22 protein-coding genes and 1 tRNA gene are annotated in these 13,289 nt (G+C 69.7%); 3 read left to right on the forward strand and 20 right to left on the reverse strand.

Annotation, left to right across the window (positions count from 1 at the left end):
- Positions 1-234 precede the first annotated feature (234 nt).
- The 14 genes from L2K70_RS04850 to L2K70_RS04915 all read right to left on the reverse strand — a co-directional run bounded on the left by L2K70_RS04850 (position 235) and on the right by L2K70_RS04915 (position 5,170).
- Positions 235-522, reverse strand: a complete 288-nt coding sequence (locus tag L2K70_RS04850) for a hypothetical protein (protein ID WP_236399818.1) — start codon at positions 520-522, stop codon at positions 235-237.
- Complete coding sequence (locus tag L2K70_RS04855) at positions 519-1,016, reverse strand: hypothetical protein (protein ID WP_236399821.1); 498 nt, start codon at positions 1,014-1,016, stop codon at positions 519-521. Before L2K70_RS04855 ends, L2K70_RS04850 begins: the two co-directional genes overlap by 4 nt.
- Positions 1,016-1,897 carry a PD-(D/E)XK nuclease-like domain-containing protein gene (locus L2K70_RS04860; protein ID WP_236399824.1) on the reverse strand — a complete coding sequence of 294 codons (882 nt, stop codon included), beginning with the start codon at positions 1,895-1,897 and terminating at the stop codon, positions 1,016-1,018. Before L2K70_RS04860 ends, L2K70_RS04855 begins: the two co-directional genes overlap by 1 nt.
- Entirely contained in the window at positions 1,894-2,244 is a 351-nt protein-coding gene (locus L2K70_RS04865; protein ID WP_236399828.1) for a hypothetical protein, read from the reverse strand. The genes L2K70_RS04860 and L2K70_RS04865 overlap by 4 nt, the downstream gene beginning before the upstream one ends.
- Positions 2,241-2,732, reverse strand: coding sequence for a DNA N-6-adenine-methyltransferase (locus tag L2K70_RS04870; RefSeq protein ID WP_236399830.1), 492 nt, complete (start codon positions 2,730-2,732; stop codon positions 2,241-2,243). Before L2K70_RS04870 ends, L2K70_RS04865 begins: the two co-directional genes overlap by 4 nt.
- Positions 2,729-3,049, reverse strand: a complete 321-nt coding sequence (locus L2K70_RS04875; RefSeq protein WP_236399833.1) for a hypothetical protein — start codon at positions 3,047-3,049, stop codon at positions 2,729-2,731. Before L2K70_RS04875 ends, L2K70_RS04870 begins: the two co-directional genes overlap by 4 nt.
- Entirely contained in the window at positions 3,046-3,219 is a 174-nt protein-coding gene (locus L2K70_RS04880; RefSeq protein WP_236399835.1) for a hypothetical protein, read from the reverse strand. The genes L2K70_RS04875 and L2K70_RS04880 overlap by 4 nt, the downstream gene beginning before the upstream one ends.
- Positions 3,219-3,380: a hypothetical protein gene (locus L2K70_RS04885; RefSeq protein ID WP_236399838.1), complete on the reverse strand. Its 162-nt coding sequence runs from the start codon at positions 3,378-3,380 to the stop codon at positions 3,219-3,221. Before L2K70_RS04885 ends, L2K70_RS04880 begins: the two co-directional genes overlap by 1 nt.
- Entirely contained in the window at positions 3,377-3,553 is a 177-nt protein-coding gene (locus tag L2K70_RS04890; RefSeq protein WP_236399840.1) for a hypothetical protein, read from the reverse strand. The genes L2K70_RS04885 and L2K70_RS04890 overlap by 4 nt, the downstream gene beginning before the upstream one ends.
- A gap of 136 nt (positions 3,554-3,689) precedes the next feature.
- A complete protein-coding gene (locus L2K70_RS04895; RefSeq protein ID WP_236399842.1) occupies positions 3,690-4,136 on the reverse strand; it encodes a hypothetical protein in 447 nt (148 codons plus the stop codon).
- A complete protein-coding gene (locus tag L2K70_RS04900; RefSeq protein WP_236399844.1) occupies positions 4,133-4,432 on the reverse strand; it encodes a hypothetical protein in 300 nt (99 codons plus the stop codon). The genes L2K70_RS04895 and L2K70_RS04900 overlap by 4 nt, the downstream gene beginning before the upstream one ends.
- Entirely contained in the window at positions 4,429-4,728 is a 300-nt protein-coding gene (locus tag L2K70_RS04905; protein WP_236399845.1) for a hypothetical protein, read from the reverse strand. Before L2K70_RS04905 ends, L2K70_RS04900 begins: the two co-directional genes overlap by 4 nt.
- Entirely contained in the window at positions 4,725-4,931 is a 207-nt protein-coding gene (locus L2K70_RS04910) for a helix-turn-helix transcriptional regulator (protein WP_236399848.1), read from the reverse strand. The genes L2K70_RS04905 and L2K70_RS04910 overlap by 4 nt, the downstream gene beginning before the upstream one ends.
- Complete coding sequence (locus L2K70_RS04915) at positions 4,931-5,170, reverse strand: helix-turn-helix domain-containing protein (protein WP_236399851.1); 240 nt, start codon at positions 5,168-5,170, stop codon at positions 4,931-4,933. Before L2K70_RS04915 ends, L2K70_RS04910 begins: the two co-directional genes overlap by 1 nt.
- A gap of 191 nt (positions 5,171-5,361) precedes the next feature.
- Here L2K70_RS04915 and L2K70_RS04920 point away from each other — a divergent pair, with 191 nt between their 5' ends.
- Together L2K70_RS04920 and L2K70_RS04925 are read left to right on the forward strand one after the other, a co-directional pair.
- Positions 5,362-5,910 (forward strand): hypothetical protein, encoded by a 549-nt coding sequence (locus L2K70_RS04920; RefSeq protein ID WP_236399854.1) that lies wholly within the window; start codon positions 5,362-5,364, stop codon positions 5,908-5,910.
- Between the two features lie 103 nt (positions 5,911-6,013).
- Complete coding sequence (locus L2K70_RS04925; RefSeq protein WP_236399857.1) at positions 6,014-6,430, forward strand: ImmA/IrrE family metallo-endopeptidase; 417 nt, start codon at positions 6,014-6,016, stop codon at positions 6,428-6,430.
- Here the strand turns inward: L2K70_RS04925 and L2K70_RS04930 are convergent.
- The 4 genes from L2K70_RS04930 to L2K70_RS04945 form a co-directional block, all read right to left on the reverse strand.
- Entirely contained in the window at positions 6,427-7,668 is a 1,242-nt protein-coding gene (locus L2K70_RS04930) for a tyrosine-type recombinase/integrase (RefSeq protein ID WP_236399860.1), read from the reverse strand. The genes L2K70_RS04925 and L2K70_RS04930 overlap by 4 nt on opposite strands.
- A complete protein-coding gene (locus L2K70_RS04935; protein ID WP_236399862.1) occupies positions 7,665-7,901 on the reverse strand; it encodes a hypothetical protein in 237 nt (78 codons plus the stop codon). Before L2K70_RS04935 ends, L2K70_RS04930 begins: the two co-directional genes overlap by 4 nt.
- Positions 7,902-8,209: 308 nt before the next feature.
- Positions 8,210-8,285: transfer RNA gene (locus L2K70_RS04940), tRNA-Arg, on the reverse strand.
- A gap of 88 nt (positions 8,286-8,373) precedes the next feature.
- Entirely contained in the window at positions 8,374-9,783 is a 1,410-nt protein-coding gene (locus L2K70_RS04945) for a dicarboxylate/amino acid:cation symporter (protein WP_236399865.1), read from the reverse strand.
- 250 nt (positions 9,784-10,033) lie between these two features.
- Between L2K70_RS04945 and L2K70_RS04950 the strand changes: the two genes are divergently transcribed.
- Complete coding sequence (locus tag L2K70_RS04950; protein ID WP_236399868.1) at positions 10,034-10,717, forward strand: hypothetical protein; 684 nt, start codon at positions 10,034-10,036, stop codon at positions 10,715-10,717.
- A 9-nt stretch (positions 10,718-10,726) separates the two neighbouring features.
- On the opposite strand, the gene rlmC is transcribed toward L2K70_RS04950, so the two are convergent.
- Complete coding sequence (gene rlmC, locus L2K70_RS04955) at positions 10,727-11,842, reverse strand: 23S rRNA (uracil(747)-C(5))-methyltransferase RlmC (protein WP_236399870.1); 1,116 nt, start codon at positions 11,840-11,842, stop codon at positions 10,727-10,729.
- Positions 11,842-13,239: an aminopeptidase P family protein gene (locus tag L2K70_RS04960; protein ID WP_236399873.1), complete on the reverse strand. Its 1,398-nt coding sequence runs from the start codon at positions 13,237-13,239 to the stop codon at positions 11,842-11,844. Before L2K70_RS04960 ends, rlmC begins: the two co-directional genes overlap by 1 nt.
- Positions 13,240-13,289 lie beyond the last annotated feature (50 nt).

A 13,289-nucleotide genomic window follows, 5' to 3' on the forward strand; every position in this document is an offset into this window, starting at 1 on the left:
GCTCGGCCTCGCTGAGCCCCTCACTCGCGTCCGTGCTGGCGTCGCGACAAAACGTGCAATCTGACTGCATGCCCGACCAGTGCGGGTGGATGCGACATGACCGCTCGTCGAGCGCCCCACTCGCGTCCGTGCTGGCGGCGGGGGTGGGGGGAACGCTCGGGCATCCGCTGGCCGTCGAGGACAGGTGCGGGTAGCGCAGGCGAGGGCAGGTGCAGGTGTGCGCAAGTCCGTCAGTCATCGGCCTGCCTCCAACCCGAATCGCTCGCGGAGCGCGTCGAGGCCCGCGTTGATGTCCTCTTGGGCGCAGTACGACAGAGCCTTCGACGGCAGGTGCGCGAGAAACGTGTCCTCGATTGCGTCGATCACCGCTTCTATCGCGGACCGCTCATCCGCGGTGGGTTCGCTCGCGTCGTCGGCGTCCGGGGTGGCGGGGTGATGGATCTGGCACGGACCTTCCTCGGGCAGCACGTACTCACGGAGGCACGGCTTCTGCTCGCCTGCCCCGCTCTCGGTCGCGCTCACGAGCCCGACCCGTTCAGCTTGGCGACCTCAGCCTCGATCTCGCTGCGGCGCTCAGGGGTCGCGGTCTTCCACTCCGCACGCAGCTCGTCAGCCTTCGACGGTGCGGGTGCGTCGGGCAGGGGATCGACGGTGTACACGCCGCTCTTGCCCTTGGTCAGGATGAGCGGGATCTTCTTCTGGCCGTCGATGTGCGACATGCGGCTGATGCGCGTGCCACCCACCGCCTTGCCGCCGAAGACGACCTCGGTGTCACAGAAGAGCTCGACGCGACGACCGGGCCAGGTGGAGGCGTCGGCGGACCATGCGCCGGCGAGCACGCGGCGCATCGACTTGCCGGGTCTCCACGGGCGCGGGAACTCGGCGAGGTGCACGTTGATCGGCTGCTCGCCGTTGTTCTTTGTGACGCGCTCGATCGTGAAGACGCGTGGTCCGCCGAGTAGATCCACGGCGTCCAGCTGATCGCTCTTGGGAGCGAGGGTGTCGGTGATGTCCATCAGACGGTGATCTCCTCGGAAGGGACGCGCCACGACTCAGAGAGCACGTCGTCGCGGTCGAAGAAGTAGTAGCCAGGCAGGGGAGTGGGCTCGGCGTGCATGCCGTCGAAGCCCGCCCAGAGGCCGGTCGACATCGACTCGGCGTAGATGCGGATGGCGCGGTCGTTCAGCTCCTTGGCGACCTCGATCGAGAGGTCGTCGGGCGTGTGGATCTGCACGAGGTACGGAGCGGTGACCTCCTGGCAGATGAAGCGCAGCGGCGTGCGTGCGGCCGGGTGACCGAGTGCCTGCAGTCCGCGCCGGTAGAACTCGGCCTGCTGGTGGTAGCCGTAGTTGGCCATCGCCTTTGAGAAGCCACGACGACTCGCGTCGGTGCACGTCTTGTAGTCCCAGGCCGCGCGCTCGCCGAGCAGGTCGTAGCGCGCCCTGCACCAGACGCCGTCCTCCTGCCAGAAGCCGGAGACCTCGGCCTCGGACTCGTCGAGGATCTTGGCGACGATGGACGACTCGCGCAGGGCGGTGGCCATGCCGATGATCTGGTCGCGCTCGGCCTCGGACACAGCGACGGCCGCCTCGGTAGCGAGCATGTCGGCGTACTCGGCGCGTTCGGCCTTGCCGTCCTTCGTGCGCCCGTCGTGCTGCCAGACGATCAGCAGCGGACCGGCGCCGAGAGCGTGCGCGTGAGCCGCCTTGCCGAGGTTCATCGACTTGGTGGGCTTGCGGTTGCGTCGCAGCTCGTAGGCCTTGGCTGGCACGTTGTCGGTCAGCAGTCGAGCGAACGTTGAGGAGAGGGAGCCGCCCGGGATCGGGTCGGCGTGGTAGGCCTCGTCGCTCACACCGCTGGTGAAGCCGCCGGGAGCGGTGATGTTGTCGACGTTCACGACGCCTCCTTCTCGATCTTCCGCAGCACGTCGGCGCGGATCTCCTCGGCGACGCGCGCGCAGGTGGTGCAGTCGCACGGGCAGTCGACGCAGGTGGTCCCGCAGGCGCGCGGCTCGGGACCGGTGCAGACCATCCGGTCTCCGCAGGTGTCGCAGCGACGGTTGCCGCAGTCGTCGACGCCGCAGCGCATGTGCTTGACCTCGGCGATGGCCCCGTCGAGCGCTCCCTGCCACGCCTCGTCCAGCGGCGGCCCGGGGTAGCGGTCGGCGTTGACGGTGTCCGGGTCGAAGCCGGCGCAGTGGCCGGTTGGGCAGTCGGTGTCGCGGTAGGCCGAGCGCACGATCATGCGGCCCTCCTGTTGAGCAACCCGCGTTCCATTGCGGAGAAGACGGGCGACGACTGCCCTGGTCGAAAGACGACGAGAGCGCACGGAAACGGAGCGTTGCTGGTCGCCTCGCCCTGGCCGAACACGAGTCGTCCGCGAACAAGGCGCACCTCGGCCGCGCACATGACGTACTCGTGCCACCACGACGTGTCAGTTCGAGCGGGAATGAGCATGACGACGGTCGACCCCGTCTGCGACTCGCTCCAACCCTTGTGCACCCACTTGCCGATTCCTCGGCCATAGGGCGGGTTGCACCAGACGATTCCCGGCCACGGCTGAGCCAGGGCGTCGTCCGCCTCGGTGTAGAACGTGTTCACCTTGGCGTTGTTGGGTGACGCAGCGGCGTCGAGGGTAAACGGGAACTCCCTTGCCACAAGGTCGAAGAACCCCTGCGGGGTGGCCCAGTCGAGACGGTCCGACGTGAACATGCCCTCATTGATGCGACTCACGACGCGCACCCCTCCCACACCGCGATCCACGCGCCCTTGGTGCTGAGCAGCGTCGAGCGGGTCATCCCGACCTTGCGCTGCTCCCGTGGTCGACGGAGAGCGGCGGCGTGGACGCGTGGGCCGACGAGGCTGGCAGCGGCGACGCTGACCAGATCGCGACAGTCGTTCGCCGACCACTTCTCGCCGGTCGCGTTCAGCTCGGCGATCTTGGCGTCGACCTCAGCGATGAGGCGCGGGTCGGCACCGTTCTCGACGGTCGCCATGCCCTCCTCGCCAGCGGCGATGGCGGCTGCGACGCGGGTGTCGGTGACGGTCATCGGGTAACTCCCATCCGGTCGAAGAAGACGACGTTGGCGGCGAGGTCAGGCGCGGGTTCGAGGTCGACCTCGTCCTCGCGACATGCCAGCCACTCCTCGGCCTTGATCCACGCGAGGACGAGCAGCGAGGGGCCGAAGACCATGGCGAGCCAGATCAGCAGCTCGGACATCACGCCTCCGCTCGCAGCGGCGTCGGCGGCGACCAGGTCACCAGGCGCTGGTCCTTGCCGGGGCGGGTGGCGAACTCGCCCGTCCCGTCGTCGAAGATCGAGATGAGGTAGTCGGTGCCGCTGGCGCCGGCCTCGGGGTCGTGTGCGGTGAAGACCCTCATGCCGCCAGCGCTCCCGTCACGTTGCGAGCGACTGTCACGGTGACCGTGCCCTTGTCGTAGGTCGCGCGAGCCGTGGGCCAGCAGACCTGCATGGCGGCGAGGAGGTCGACCATCCGGCGCAAGTCAGCGACGTGCTCGGCGTTGATGGTGGCGACCGTGATGCGGTCCTTCATGTCGTACCCTTCCGGTAGGAGTTCGTCTCCGACCCGTCCGGTGGCACCCGGGCGGGTCGTCTGTTTCTGGGCATGGCTGTGGCCCGCTCCCACCGCCCGGGGGTTCGGCGGCAGAAGCGGGTGATCTGTGGGGCGGTCAGCGACCGGGGCGCATCAACGCCTCGATCTCGCGGCGGTATCGTTCAGCAGCTGCGATCGCGTCGCACTCGGCGAGGCGTCGGCGCTTGGCCTCCTGCTCCTGGCGTAGTGCTTCGAGCTTGGCGTCACGGACCTGCTGGTGGCGTCGGCGGGATGCCTCGACCTGCGCGTCGGGCGCGTTCGGCTTGCGGACGTTGGCGGCGTTGCGCTTCCCCTGCGGCTTCTCACCCAGCAGCGCCAGCACGTCACGGCGGGCGAGCCGCACCGAGAACCGTGTGGGCGTCTCCGGCAGCTTGTACGTGCCCGACGCCTTGCTATGCGACCAGATCGTGTGGCCCGACGAGTCGGTGCCCTCGCAGACCCAGCCGCCCTTGCGCAGTTCCTTCGCGAAGGCGCGGATCTCGGCGCGGGCGTGGCGGGGGCGGGTGGGGTCCGTGGTGGTCATGCGTCCCTCCATCCGAGGTCGCGCCGGAGTGCGTCGAGGCCGTTGAGGCGGTCGAACTCGTCGCGGCTGATGCGGCGCGAAGAGACCACCTCGCGCCAGTCGCGACGCTCGCCGAACTGGCCACCGAGGACGACGTGGAGCATGTCGCCGTCGTCGAGATGCACGAAGGCAGCACGGGGCGTTCGGTCTCGCTCCTGAGCCAGACCGGGGTCGCGCACGACGGCGGTCACCTGACCGTGATCCTCGCCGATGTAGCAGTTGGTCGGCGTGCTGCCGACGTAGATCCGGTCGCTCATCCGCTCGTCACCGCCCACTCGCGCTTCGCCTTGCCGCGCACCACCATCAGGTCACCACGACGTCGCAGCCAGGGGCCAAACTCCTCGCGCACGAAGCGCTCGGCGTCACGGTGGCGGGCGTCGCGCTGGTCCAGCTCGTAGGCGCGGATCAGGGCCTTGGCCTGCGGGTAGGTCACGCCGAGCTCGTGGACGAGGTAGCGCTCCTGGCCGCTCTTGGTCGTCAGGTCGGTGGTCCTGACCCCGGTGATGTGCTCGCCGGGAGGCTCCGTAGTGGCGGTGAGGCCGGGCGGGCTCATGACGCCTCGGCCTTCTTGCGCTCGACGAACGCGTCGAGGTCGGCCTTGTCGAAGAGCACCTTGTTGGTGATGTTGGTGATCTTCGGCAGCTCGCCGTCCTTCGCGAGCTGCTCGACGCCGCGCTTGCCGATGCCGAGATAGATCGCGGCGGCCGGGTAGTCGAAGAGCCGGCGCTCGACGGGAGCGAGAACTCGAGCACCCATCAGGCCGGCTCCTCGACCGCGAACAGGCCGGGCTCCCGGATGAGCGCTTGGACCGGGACGTCGAGCGCGGAGGCGATCCGGTAGAGCACCTCAGGGCTCGCGTTCTTCCGCTCGTTCTCGATGTTGTCGAGGGTCGAGTAGCTGATGAGCGCCTTGGTGGCGAACGGTCCGGGCTTCATCCCGCTCTTGATGCGGAGGTGTCGGATCGCGAGGCCGTTCTGGCGAGGCGTCTTGGTCATGTGGAAGAGATTAGGAGGGGATTCGGAGGAAGACAAGAGGAAACGCGGAAGAGATCCGGAAATCTCGCATCGCCGCAGGTCAGCCCGTCTCACACGCCTGTAACTACCGCCTTCGATTTCCAGCCTCCTGGGCCAGAACCTCTTCCAACGCCGCCTAGACTCTTCCGGACTTCTTCCGACACTCTTCTGGCATGAAGAAGTACCCGCATGAGCACTGGGTGGCCCTCGGCGACTGGATCGCCCACGCCCGGAAGCAGGCCGGATACACCGACACGAAGCGGTGGGCGGCTGCGGTCGGTCGCTCCGACCGCGTTGTCCTTGGGCTGGAGCGGGGCGAGCCGCAGGGGGCCAAGACCATCGAGGCGGTCTCGGAGGCGCTGGGCGTCAGCAACTGGGCACTGTTCGAGATTCTCGACAAGGGGAGCAGCTCTCCAGACTTCGTCGCGAAGTCTCCCGATGAGATCCAGGCGATCCGCGCGCGCTACGAGTCGGAGACGGGTCTCGAGGCCGATGCGGCCGGCGCCGACCTCTTCGCCATGTTCAGCGACGAGGAACTGCTGGACGAGATCCGTCGACGGCTCGCGACCCGCCCAATGGCCCGCTCAGAGCGCCGCCTGCGTGAGGTCCAGGCTTCGCCAGGGTCCGACTCCCTCGACGACGACATGGACGCAGCGGCCAATGAGTCCGCGGGCGACCCTCTCCAGCAGGAGCCCGGCGCGGAAGAAGATCCGTCGACCTGATGTCAGTCGCCTCTGATTGAGTTCACGGCCTGACAGCGGGCGCCAGCGGGGAGCGGTCGGTCAGCGGAGAACCGGGAGTCGCGCCGAGGGCCATGACGACGGATTGAGAACGCTCGACGAGCTGCTGTGGCACTGCGCAGACTTGGGCGTCGACGTCGAGTGGGCAGACCTGGGACCGACGAAGCACGGAGGCTACAAGGCCTCGACCGACGTCATCACCCTGAGCCACCGGCTGACCCGTCGGCAGGCCATTGCGACCCTGGCGCACGAGCTCGGCCACCGAGCGTTCGGGGACCGCTGCTCGACGCCGGCCGTGGAGCGACGGGCGTGGGAGTACGCCGCGGCCTTCCTCATCACGCCGAGCGAGTACGCCCGCGCCGAGGCCGAGGTCGGCTGCCACATGGCGGCGCTCGCCGAGCACCTCGACGTGACGCCGAAGGTGATCGAGGCATGGCGCCGGTGGGCGCACAAGCGGGTGCCGCTCGAGCGACGGCGCTACTACACCGTCGAGTGGCCCTAGCCCCAGAGCGCGCCGCCGACCTTCGCGGCCGCGGCCTGCTTCGCCTCGCTGACTGCGTGCTGGTAGTTCGAGGCGGTTGAGATCTGCGACCACCCGAGGATGTCCATGACGACGCGCGGGTCGATGCCCTGCAGAAGCATGAGCGTAGCGGCCGTGTGGCGCGCGGCGTGCAGCTTGATGGGCTCGACACCGGCCTCGACCAGGAGCGCGTGCCACTGCGCCCGATCGTCGCGCGGGTCCAGCGGCGTGCCGATGCGGGTGGGGAAGAGCAGGTCGTGGTCCTGCCACTTGTCGCCGGCGCGCAGGCGTTCCTCGGCGTAGGCCTTGCGGTGCTCCTTCAGCGAGGCGAGCAGCTGGTCGGGCAGGCCCATGTCGCGCTTCGACCGCTCGGTCTTCGGCGGCCCGAACACGAGGCCCTTGCCGGGCAGTCGGTAGACGGTCTGCCGCACCCGGATGGTGCCCGCATCGAGGTCGACGTCGGACCAACGCAGCGCGAGAGCCTCGCCCTGACGCAGGCCGAGCGCGAGGGCCACGGACCAGCGCGCCTCGTGTCGCTTCCCCTCGGCCGCGGCCAGCACCTTCTGCGCGTCCTCGGTAGCGAGCGGCTGGACCTCCTTATCGTCCTTCGCGGGCGCGTCCATCGAGTCGGGCCCGGCAGGGTTCACCGTCAACCGCTGCTTCTGCATGGCCAGGCGGAGCATCCGAGACAGGATCGTGTGCGCCCAGTGGATCGTGCTCGGCGACAGGGGCCGGCGCTTCTCGCCGAGGGTCGGGTTGCCCTCCTCGAGCAGCAGCGACCAGACGCCTTCGATGTCCTCGGCGGTGATCGCGTCGAGGCGCAGGTGACCCATCGTCGGGATGAGGTACTGGTCGAAGCACTGGCGGTACTTCAGCATCGTCGACTCGCGCGGCTTCTTCTTCTGCCGGGGGAGCAGCGTCGAGTGGCAGTGGTTGAGCCACTGCTCGAGCGTGGGCGACTTCCCGACGGGCACGGTCTGGGCGGCGATGCTCTCGCGCAGCTCGCGGACCTTCACGGCGCACGCGTTCTCGGTGGCTGCGGAGACGGTGCGTCGGACCGGCACGGTGCGGCCGTTGGTCGCGCGCTTGTAGCCGGTGATGACGGCGCCGCGCCAGCGGCACTTGCAGGCGCTCTTGCCGCGTGGGCCGAGGGGCCGGGCGCAAGCCTTCTCGTGGACCTGGTAGACCGAGCCGTCGCCGTCGGTGCGCTTCTTAGTCATCGGCCCTCCCACACTTTGATGGCGTCCGCGAACTCCACGCCGAATGCCCAGAAGCCCACCTTGCCGTAGCCGCGCTGTGCCGAGTCACGCGCCGCAGACACCGCGTCGTGATGCAGCGCGATCGCGTACGGACCCATGTCGTGGTCATAGACGACCCACGCACCGGGCACGCCGTCGAGGATGTCGGGAGGCTCGGAAGAAGTTTCCGGAGCGAGCGCGCGGGACTGGGTCATAGCCCGAGAGTAACCCCGCGCACCGACAGTCGATGTAGCAACGCGCGTAGCAGCGCGGGGGTCTGAACCTGCGGGGTTTTGCGGGGTCTTTACGCCTGACTGAGCGTGAATGGGGCCACTTTACGCGGCTCTGCGAGCAATATCCCGAAACTCATACTTGCCGGGGTCTCACCTATTTCCGCTCCTGTGCCCCGGTGCCGGGAAATGCACGCGGCCCCGCAACCTCATACGTGGCGGGGCCTGACCACATCCTGACGTGATCGGGTCTCCTCGCCCGGGAGGCTGCGGGGCGTGTCGCGGGGCGGGTCTGGCGCCCCCGGCAGGACTCGAACCTGCAACCCACGGATTAGAAGGCCGTTGCGCTATCCGTTGCGCCACGGGGGCTGGCGGCAGCCAGTATCCCAGCGGGTCCGGACGTGTGACGATCCGGCCGCCGGGGCGACCGGATCGTCACACGCGTCGTGGAGGTCGATCAGGCGGAGGCCGCGACCGGCTCCTTGCCCGGAACGACCACGTCGGTCGTCTCGTCCTCGCGCCAGGCCGTGCGCCCACGCGGGGCGTCGTACGTCTCCTGGTCCAGGATGCCCTCGCGCTTCGCGACGATCGTCGGGACGAGCGCCTGACCCGTCACGTTGACCGCAGTGCGGCCCATGTCGAGGATCGGGTCGATCGCCAGCAGAAGGCCGACGCCCTCGAGGGGCAGGCCGAGGGTCGAGAGGGTGAGCGTCAGCATCACGGTCGCGCCGGTGACGCCGGCGGTGGCGGCGGAGCCGATCACCGAGACGAACGCGATCAGGACGTAGTCGGTCACCGACAGGTCGAGGCCGAAGAACTGGGCCACGAAGATCGCCGAGATCGCCGGGTAGATCGAGGCGCAGCCGTCCATCTTGGTCGTCGCGCCGAGCGGCACGGCGAACGAGGCGTAGGACCGCGGCACGCCCAGGTTGCGCTCGGTGACCGACTCGGTGACGGGCATCGTGCCGACCGACGAGCGGGACACGAAGGCCAGCGAGATCGCGGGCCAGGCGCCGGAGAAGAACTGCTTGACCGACAGGCCGTTGAGGCGCAGCAGCACCGGGTAGACCCCGAGCAGCACGAGCAGCAGGCCGGCGTAGATGGCGATCGTGAAGGTGCCGAGCGAGCTCAGGGCGTCCCAGCCGTAGCTGGCGACGGCGTTCCCGAGCAGGCCCACGGTCGCGATCGGGGCGAGCAGGATGATCCACCACAGGACCTTCTGCACGACGGCGAGCGCCGAGCGGACGAAGGCGAGGAACGAGTCGGCGGCCTCGCCGACCTTCAGCGTCGCGATGCCGACGGCGATGGCGACGACGAGGATCTGCAGCACGTTGAACGACATCCCGACGGTGCCGTCGCCGTTGTCGTACCCCTCGAGGCCGAGCACGTTGGCCGGCACGAGGCCGGTGAGGAAGTCGAGCCACGAGCCGGTCGACGACGGTGCCGAGGCGGCGTCGGAGGTCACGCTCGTGTGCTCTCCGGGCTGGAGCACGAGGCCGAGCACGATGCCGATCGACACCGCGATCAGCGCGGTGATGGCGAACCACATGAGGGTCTTCCACGCCAGGCGGGCGGCGTTGGTGACCTCGCGCAGGTTGGCGATCGACGCGACGATCGCGAGGAAGACGAGCGGGGGCACGACGGCGCGGAGCAGCGTCACGAAGGTGCCGCCGACCGTGTTGAGGGTCTCGGTGAGCCAGTTGGGGTCGACCTCGCCGGTGGAGGCGTCGACGCCGTCGGCGCCCATGCTGCGGGCGACCAGGCCGAGGACCACGCCGAGCGCCAGGCCGATCAGGACCTGGACGCCGAACGAGGGGAGCCGGAGACGGCGGGTGCGCTGCTCCGGCTCGATAACTGAAGTATTCATACTGGAAAGATAACCTTTCGGAACGACGCCTCGTCAAAGCGAGGTGCCGAGGACGCAGGGAAGGGTCAGTCGACGGCGCGGCGGGGGCGACAGAGCGCGCTCTCCGTGCGGACGAGGTCGACGGCACGACGCTGCGTCAGCAGCTCGCCGAGGGTCCATGGGTCAGTCACACCTGGCGCAACCGACCCGCGGTCGCCCCGATTCCGTGGTTCGCCTCACACGTCAGGAGCCGCCTGACTAGGGTGCGCGCATGACTCCTCGCCTCGGCCTGCGCCTGCTCGCCCTCGCCCTCCCCGCCCTCCTGCTCGCGCCCGGTGCGGCGCACGCCCGGACCCTCACCGTCGCGGACAGCACGAGCGACGCCAAGGCCCTGGACATGGCCCTCCTCCTGGGCGAGTTCATCGATGGCACTCCCGCGGAGGGGCCCTACTTCCTGGACGCTCCGGACGAGACGTCGGTCGACGTCGTCAGCACCACCATCGATCACGCGGCCAAGCGCCTCACCCTGACCGTGCAGCTCCGCGGCCTGGTCGAGCTGAAGGGGCTCTCGGCGGACTTCCGCATCTTCACGCCCGACTCGCGCTGGGACCTCTCGGCCACCTACGCCGAGGACGGGGCGCAGTGGGTCCTCTTCCCGGGCCGCGACGGAGACACCATCTACTCCAGCGAGGGCAGCGTGACCGCGGCGTCAAGCTTCAGGAAGTGCCGGGTGCGCGTGCGGTACGACGCGCCCGGTGACACGGTGATCGCCTCCGTGCCCACCGCCTGCCTCGGCAAACCGCAGTGGGTCCAGGTCTCCGCAGGTGTCATGCGCACGCGGGTCGCCCCGGTCGGCGACGGCTCGGCCAACGTCGCCGCCTTCGCCGACGACGCGTTCCGTGGTGGTCTCAGCCTGGAGAGCCAAGGCCGCAGCCCCAAGGTCCGTCGCGGCTGACCTGCCCGCTCACCCGCGCGACAGGAGCACGATCACCTCGTAGTGCGTGGTGTGCGGGAACATGTCGAGCACGCGCGCCTCGACCGGCCGCAGCGACGGCATGAGCGCGAGGTCGCGAGCGAGTGACTCGGCGTTGCACGAGGAGTAGACGACGTGGCGCACGCCGGACGACTCCAGCCAGCCCGCGAGGTCGGAGCCGATCCCGCGCCGCGGTGGGTTGACCACGACCAGGTCGGGAGCGGTGCCCGAGGCCAGCGCGTACGCGGTGGCGTCGCCCGCGACGAACGACGCGGCCACGCCGAGGTCGGCCGCCGTGGCGGTCGCCGCCGCGATCGCGTCGGGCGACACCTCGACGCCGAGAACCTCGCGACCAGGACCGGCCAGGTGCAGCGCGAAGCCGCCGACACCGCAGTAGAGGTCCCAGACCGTGCGGACGTCGAGGCCGGCGACCCACGAGCGGGCCTGTTCGTAGAGCGCCTCGGCGACGAACGTGTTGGTCTGGAAGAACGCCTTCGGGCCCAGGCGCAAGGTCACGCCCGTCGCCAGCCGCATCGGGAGCTCGGCCTCCTCCGTCAGCACGATCTCGCGGTCGCCCTCGAGCACCGCCTTGTGCTCGGGCTGGATGTTGAGCGTCACGACGCGCAGCGCCGTCACGCCCTCCAGCAACGCGGGGAGGCGGGAGCGGATCCTCGCCTCCAGGGCCGTCGACCGCAGGACCAGCCGGAGCAGCAGCTCACCGCCGGGTGACTCCGTCAGCAGGACGTGCTTGAGCTCGCCCCTGCGCTGCGCGACGTCGTACGGCACCACGCCGGTGCTGCTGATCCATGAGGCGACGCGGTCGAGCGCCGCCGTGAGCCCGGGGGAGTGCAGGCCGCAGTCGCGCAGGTCGACGCCGGCGAGGTCGCGGTCGAGGATGCCCAGGGTCGGGGCCTCGACCGTCCCGCCGACGGCCATCTTGGCCTTGTTGCGGAACCCCGACTCGACGCCGGCCACCGTGGGCAGCCAGACCGGGGAGTCGACCAGCGACCGGGCGTGGTGCTCCTTGTCGGAGAGCTGGCGCGCCCGCGGCACCTCCAGCAGCGTGCAGGAGCGACAGCGGAAGGCGTCGTAGTGGTGGCAGTCCACTAGCGCAGGCGGCCCATCCACTCCTCGACGTCGGCCGACGTGCGGGGGAGGGAGGCGGAGAGGTTCCGGTTGCCGTCGGCGGTGACGAGGATGTCGTCCTCGATGCGGATGCCGATGCCGCGGAGCTCCGCGGGGACGAGCAGGTCGTCCTCCTGGAAGTAGAGGCCGGGCTCGACCGTCAGCACCATGCCCTCGGCGAGGTCGCCCTTCGGGTAGATGTCGGCCGACGTGCGACCGCAGTCGTGGACGTCCATGCCCAGCATGTGCGAGGTGCCGTGGAGGGTCCAGCGGGCGTAGACCTTCGACTCCGGGTCGAGGGCCTCCTGCGCGGACACCGGCAGCAGGCCCATGTCCTCGAGGCCGTGGGCGAGCACCGCCATCGCGGCGTTGTGGGCGGCGAGGAACGGCACGCCCGGGCGTACGGCGTCGATGCCGGCCTGCTGCGCCGCGTGGACCAGGTCGTAGAGCTCGCGCTGCAGCGGCGTGAAGGTGCCGTCGACGGGCAGCGTGCGCGTCACGTCGGCGGTGTAGAGGTTGCCGCCCTCCACGCCCATGTCGAGCAGCACCAGCTTGCCGGGCTCGATCGCACCGGTGTTGTCGATCCAGTGCAGCGTGGTCGCGTGCGACCCGCCGGCGCAGATCGAGTCGTAGCCGATGTCGTTGCCCATCGCGCGGGCACGGCGGAAGAACGTCCCCTCGATCCAGCGCTCGCCGAACTGGAGCACCCGGTCCCACTCGCGCACCGAGTCCTCGAAGCCGAGGGCCGTGATGTCACAGGCCTCCTGCAGCTCGCCGACCTCCCAGTCGTCCTTGATCAGCCGCAGCTCGTCGGCGACGCGGCCGAGGTCCTCGTCGGTCGTGACGTCGCGGGTCTTGCGGTCGTCGTCGAACGACGGCAGGTCCTTGACGTGGCGCACCTCGATGCCGAGGGAGTCGGAGATCTCCCGGGCCGACGGGCGGCGGCCCGCCCACAGCTCGCCGTACTGCCGGTCGCGGAAGAACTCGTCGGTGTCGCGCTCGGAGCGCGGGCGGGCGTAGAGCACCGACTCGCCATCGTCGATGACGAGGACGGCGTCGGAGGTCTGGTTGCCGCTGAAGTAGGTGTGCGCCGTGTCGGGGCGGAAGCGGTAGTCGGTGTCGTTGGCGCGGACCTTGTAGGTGCCGGCCGGGAGCACGAGCCGCTCGCCGGGGAACGCGTCGGCGAGCTTCTGGCGTCGCGCGGCCGCGGCGTCGGCGACGGGGTGCCGCGGCACGTCGAGCGTGCGGTCGCCCCAGCCCTCGCGCATGAAGGCGGCGTAGGCGGCAGGGACGGCCGGGTCGTGCGACTCGGTCTTCAGCTGCTCGGCAGGGTTCTCGGCGGGGATCTCAGCGGTGGTCTCTGCGGTCGGCTCGCTCACGCCGGTCACTGTACGCGGCCCCGGCCCGCACCCGGACGGGCGTGAGGACC

It is taken from the genome of Nocardioides potassii, from assembly GCF_021648885.1.
Taxonomy (GTDB): Bacteria; Actinomycetota; Actinomycetes; order Propionibacteriales; family Nocardioidaceae; genus Nocardioides; species Nocardioides potassii.